This window comes from Neisseria sp. P0021.S006 (assembly GCF_051956895.1).
The window spans coordinates 1-750 of record NZ_JBQCWZ010000670.1 but is presented as its reverse complement, the minus strand read 5'-3'; the positions used below and the strand labels follow the sequence as shown (position 1 = coordinate 750).

Below are 750 nucleotides of genomic sequence, written 5' to 3'. Positions count from 1 at the left end.
GTCTATCTAAACATACTAATACTAAAGGCCGTCTGAAATTTCAGACGGCCTTTGCTTTTTTAAGTAATCCTTTTTTCAATGATTACGCCGCTTTACGGTGATAATGTCTGAGTGCGTGCTCTTTGCGACGACCGCTTGAGAAGGCGGATACGCGCTTCAGATAACCGATCACTCGAGTGCCGTAGTCAATATCGTGGCTGCCGCAAGCAGAACAGGCGTGCAGGGTGCGTTTGTCGATGTGGCCGCATTCGTTGCAGATGGTGATGCGCACGTTCACGCAGAAGTAGTTGCAGCCGGTTTGTGCGGCGATGTCCAGCAGCGAGCGGTAGCCGGATTCGGGCAGGGCTTCGTCGAGGTTTAGGTGCAGCGCGGAGCCGCCGTCGAGCCAGTCCACCAGTTCTTTACCGTGCAGCAGGAATTTGTCGAGCGCGTTGATTTCTTCGTCTTCGACGACGTAGAAATAGGAGTTGTAGCATTCGCGGCTGACTTGGTAGCCGTCGGCTTTGTCCCATTTGGCGTTTTTTACGCCGAGGTTTTCGGCGGGGACAAACTCGGTGTTGAACTTCACGCCGTAGTGTTTGCTGGCGGCTTGGTTGGCTTCGAATATGGTTTTCAGACGACCTTGGACAAAGTTAATGTAGTCGTCGTTGTAACCGACTTTGATGCCTTGCGATTCGGCGGCTTCCGCCATGCCGTTGATGCCGATGGTGAGGAACTGTTTGTCCAACGTAATGAAGCCTGCATCATAAA

1 protein-coding gene is annotated in these 750 nt (G+C 52.4%); it reads right to left on the bottom strand.

The window, feature by feature from the left end; translation table 11 throughout:
- Positions 1-82: 82 nt before the first annotated feature.
- Positions 83-750 (bottom strand): anaerobic ribonucleoside-triphosphate reductase (gene nrdD / locus ACTHUM_RS16375; protein WP_440403476.1); only part of this gene is annotated, 668 nt, incomplete at its 5' end.